The following is a 3439-nucleotide window of genomic DNA, read 5'->3' on the forward strand; positions in this document are numbered from 1 at the left end:
TGGCCGGACGGATGCCGTGCGGGCTGCACCGGCTCGCCGCCCGCGGGGTCGGACACGCAGCGCCGCTGCTGTTCGACACCGTGGTGACCAGCGTCGGCCTGCCCGGCCTGCCGATGAGCCTGGCCGGCGCTCCGCTCCGGGACGTCTACCCGTTCGTGCCGCTGGCCCCGCACCAGTCCCTCGGCATCGCGGCGGCACCCTACCGCTCCGGCCTGCACGTCGGGCTGCAGGTCAACGCGGACGCCGTCGACGACGTGGACGCGCTGTCCGACGCGGTGACCAAGTCACTGTCGGCGCTGTACCATCGCCGCCCGTGAGCCCGGCCGGCCCGGCGGATCAGGCGCGGATCAGGCGCGGATCAGGCGCGCAGCATCTCGGCGACGAGGAAGGCCAGCTCCAGCGACTGCTGGGTGTTCAACCTCGGGTCGCACGCCGTCTCGTACCGGCCGGAGAGGTCGAGGTCGGAGATGTCCTGCGCCCCACCGAGGCACTCGGTGACGTCCTCACCGGTCAGCTCCACGTGGATCCCACCGGGGTAGGACCCGAGCTGCCGGTGCACCTCGAAGAAGCCCTGCACCTCGTCCACGACGCGGTCGAAGTGCCGGGTCTTGTAGCCGTTGGACGACTCGTGGGTGTTGCCGTGCATCGGGTCGCACTGCCAGATCACCTTGTGTCCGGACGCCTCGACCTTCTCGACGATCGCGGGCAGCACCTCGCGCACCTTGCCGTTACCCATCCGGGAGATCAGCGTCAGCCTGCCCGGCTCGTTGCGCGGGTCGAGCCGTTCGACGTACTCCACGGCCTGCTCGGGCGTGGTCGTGGGACCGATCTTCACCCCGATCGGGTTCGCGAGCAGCTCGGCGAGGGCGATGTGCGCACCGTCGAGTTGGCGCGTGCGTTCCCCGATCCACAGGTAGTGCGCGGAGAGGTTGTACAGCTGCGGCTCCGCGGACTCCGGGTCGTCGAGCCGTAGCAGCGCCCGCTCGTAGTCCAGCAGCAGCGCCTCGTGCCCGGCGAAGATCTCCGTGGAGTGCAGCGAGCTGTCGCTGACCCCGCAGGCCGACATGAACCGCAGTCCCCGGTCGATCTCGGAGGCCAGTGCCTCGTACCGCTCCCCCGCGGGCGAGGTGCGCACGAAGTCCTTGTTCCAGTCGTGCACGCGGGTGAGGTCGGCCATGCCCGCGCCGGTCAGCGCCCGCACCAGGTTCATCGCCGCGCCCGCGTTCGCGTAGGCGCGGATCATGCGCCCCGGGTCCGGGATGCGCAGCTGCGGGTCGGGCGCCAGCGAGTTGACGATGTCACCCCGGTACACCGGCAGGCCGAGCGCGTCGGTGTTGTTGGACCGCGGCTTGGCGTACTGCCCGGCGATCCGGCCGAGCTTGACCACCGGCAGGCTCGCGCCGTACGTGAGCACGACCGCCATCTGCAGCAGTGTGCGCAGATTCGCCCGGATGTGCGGCTCGGTGTTCGACTCGAACGTCTCCGCGCAGTCGCCACCCTGGAGCAGGAAGGCCTCCCCACGGGCCACCATCGCCAGCCGCTCCCGCAGCCGGTCGATCTCGGCGGGCACGGTGACCGGAGGCACGCTCTCCAGCACGGCGCGCACCCGGGAGAGGCCGTCCGGGTCGGGCCACTCCGGCTGTTGCGCGGCGGGGCGGGAGAGCGCGTCGTCCAGCCGCCTGCGCAGCTCGGTGGGCAACGGCGGAAGCGAGGGCAACGTGTCGACGGGGACATCCACGGTCCAGTTCACGATCCCCAGCATACGAACCGGCGCCCCGCCACGGTCGCGGGGCGCCGGTGACCGCGCCGGGACCTTCTGTGACAACGCCCACCCGACCGGGTCTTCCGCGGACGACCACCGACGGCGGGACGCGGGCCGGCGGCGGCCTCCGCCGAGCAGTACCCCGGGGCGGCGCCGTCCGGGCTGGTACCGTCCTGGCCGACGCGGGCGGGAGCGAAGTCCGGTGGGATTCCGGCGCTGTGCCGCAACTGTGATGGGCCGACGGTGTGCCGTGGAGACACGGTCCGACCGGGCCCGAGCCAGGTCGCCTCCCGTCCGTGCCGACGCCATCCGCCTCCGGCGCAGAGGTGGCGGCGTCCGCGACCGCGGAAGCGGTCCGGCGCGGCCTCCGGCGCCGGACCGAGAGACCGAGGTCCGCTCTTGTCTGTCAGACGGTTGTTGCTGCCGCTGTTGCTGGTCCTGTCCCTGACCGCCTGCGCCGAACGGGAACAGGCCGAATCCGCCCCTGCGGGGGACTCCGGGGACTTCCCCGTGCAACTGCGCCCCGAGGGGGCCCCGGCGGTCACACTGGACCAGCGGCCCGACCGCATCGTGTCCCTGTCCCCGTCCACGACCGAGACGCTGTACGCGGTGGGTGCGGGCGAACAGGTGGTCGCCGTCGACGAGATGTCGACCCACCCCGAGCAGGCGCCGCGGACCGACCTGTCCGGGCTCAACCCGGATCCCGAGTCGATCGCGGGGCACGACCCCGACCTGGTGATCGTCCAGTCGGACCGGGACGGCACGCTCGCCGACTCCCTCGCCGAGACCGGGATCGAGACCCTGGTCCTGCCCGCACCGGGGACACTGGACGGGATGTATCACCAGTTCGAACTGGTGGGCAGGGCCACCGGCCACGCCGGGGCCGGGGCCGAGCTGGCCGAGGAGACCGCGGCCGAGATCGACGGGCTCGTCGCCGCGGCCCCGGAACGGGCCGGGGAGCTGAGCTACTACCACGAACTCAGCCCCCAGCTGCACAGCGTGACCTCGACGACCTTCATCGGGCGGGTCTACGACCGGTTCGGCCTGACCAACATCGCCGATCAGGGAGACCCCGGGGCGCACGGGGGCTATCCGCAGCTGTCCGCCGAGCGGGTCCTGGAGGCCGACCCGGACCTGATCGTGCTCGCCGACACCCGGTGCTGCGGGCAGGATGCGGACACGGTCGCGCAGCGGCCGGGGTGGGACACCCTCACCGCCGTCGAGCGGGACCGGGTCGTCGGCGTCGACGACGACCTCGCCTCCCGCTGGGGACCGAGGCTGGTCGAGTTCGTCCGCACCGTCTCGGACGCGGTGCGCCGGACGCACGGATGACCGTGCTCCGACGGCGGATCGACACCGACACCCCTCCGGGCGCCCCGGCCGTGGCCGGCGCCGGGAGGGGCACTCGCCCGCCGACGTCTCGGGCCGGGACCACCCGCCTGCGCGTGCGGACCGTGGGGCTGTTCGTGCTCACCCTGCTCGCCGTGGTCGTGTTCGCGATCGTCGTCGGATCCGGTGAACTCGGCGGGCAGCGGGTACTCGCCGAGATCGTCGCCCAGCTCACCGGGGGCGTCTCCCCGTTGTCGGAGCGGGAGGCGGCGATCGTGTGGCAGTTGCGCGCGCCCCGGGTGCTGCTCGCCGCGGTCGTCGGTGCGGCGCTGGCCGGGGCGGGCGCGG

4 protein-coding genes are annotated in these 3439 nt (G+C 73.0%); 3 read left to right on the top strand and 1 reads right to left on the bottom strand.

Annotated elements, in window-relative coordinates; translation table 11 throughout:
• Positions 1 to 317, top strand: a 317-nt coding sequence (locus tag SACHA_RS19585) for a WS/DGAT domain-containing protein (RefSeq protein ID WP_039737460.1), incomplete at its 5' end; no start/stop codon positions are given.
• A 41-nt stretch (positions 318 to 358) separates the two neighbouring features.
• On the opposite strand, the gene SACHA_RS0100650 is transcribed toward SACHA_RS19585, so the two are convergent.
• Positions 359 to 1762, bottom strand: a complete 1404-nt coding sequence (locus tag SACHA_RS0100650) for a class II 3-deoxy-7-phosphoheptulonate synthase (protein ID WP_019806365.1) — start codon at positions 1760 to 1762, stop codon at positions 359 to 361.
• Positions 1763 to 2161: 399 nt separating this feature from the next.
• Here SACHA_RS0100650 and SACHA_RS0100655 point away from each other — a divergent pair, with 399 nt between their 5' ends.
• Both SACHA_RS0100655 and SACHA_RS26555 read left to right on the top strand, forming a co-directional pair.
• Complete coding sequence (locus SACHA_RS0100655) at positions 2162 to 3094, top strand: ABC transporter substrate-binding protein (RefSeq protein WP_051110048.1); 933 nt, start codon at positions 2162 to 2164, stop codon at positions 3092 to 3094.
• The coding region (locus SACHA_RS26555) for an iron chelate uptake ABC transporter family permease subunit (protein WP_408640311.1) at positions 3028 to 3439 on the top strand (412 nt) is incomplete at its 3' end. The genes SACHA_RS0100655 and SACHA_RS26555, both read left to right, overlap by 67 nt.

Source organism: Saccharomonospora halophila 8 (assembly GCF_000383775.1).
Classification (GTDB): domain Bacteria; phylum Actinomycetota; class Actinomycetes; order Mycobacteriales; family Pseudonocardiaceae; genus Saccharomonospora; species Saccharomonospora halophila.